This window comes from Microvirga sp. HBU67558 (assembly GCF_018069605.1).
In the GTDB taxonomy this organism is placed as follows: domain Bacteria; phylum Pseudomonadota; class Alphaproteobacteria; order Rhizobiales; family Beijerinckiaceae; genus Microvirga; species Microvirga terrae.
On sequence record NZ_JAGPUP010000209.1, the window covers coordinates 1 to 481 of the forward strand.

Genomic DNA, 481 nt, shown 5'->3' on the forward strand with positions numbered 1-481 from the left:
CTCGACCGCGTCCAAGGCCTCGAAGACGCCCTCACGCATGTAATCCTCGAAGGACTTGTCGGCGAGGCTCTCATCCGGGTTGACCCAGGAGATGATGAAGACGGTGTGCCCCTGATCGACAGCCCATCGGATGAAGCTCTTTTCCGGATTGAGGTCCAGAATGTAGAACTTGTTGATCCAGGGTGGGACGATCAACAGTGGCCGCTTGAGCACCTTCTCGGTCGTGGGCTCATACTGGATCAATTGCATCAGGGTATTCTGGTAGATCACCTTGCCTGGGGTGATCGCGAGGTTGCGCCCGACCTCGAACTGGGTCGGATCGGTCTGGCGAATCCTGAGCTGCCCTCCCCCACGCTCAATGTCCTCGGCCAGCAATTGCATGCCGCGCACGAGGTTCTCGCCATCTGAAGCGAAGGTCTCGCGCAGGAGTTCGGGATTGGTGAACACCCAATTGGAGGGCGCCAGTGCGTTGATGATCTGC

The 481-nt window shown here is 58.6% G+C and carries 1 pseudogene; it reads right to left on the reverse strand.

Annotation, left to right across the window (positions count from 1 at the left end):
- Window positions 1-481, reverse strand: a pseudogene (locus tag KBI52_RS00875) (class I poly(R)-hydroxyalkanoic acid synthase); the annotation flags it as partial.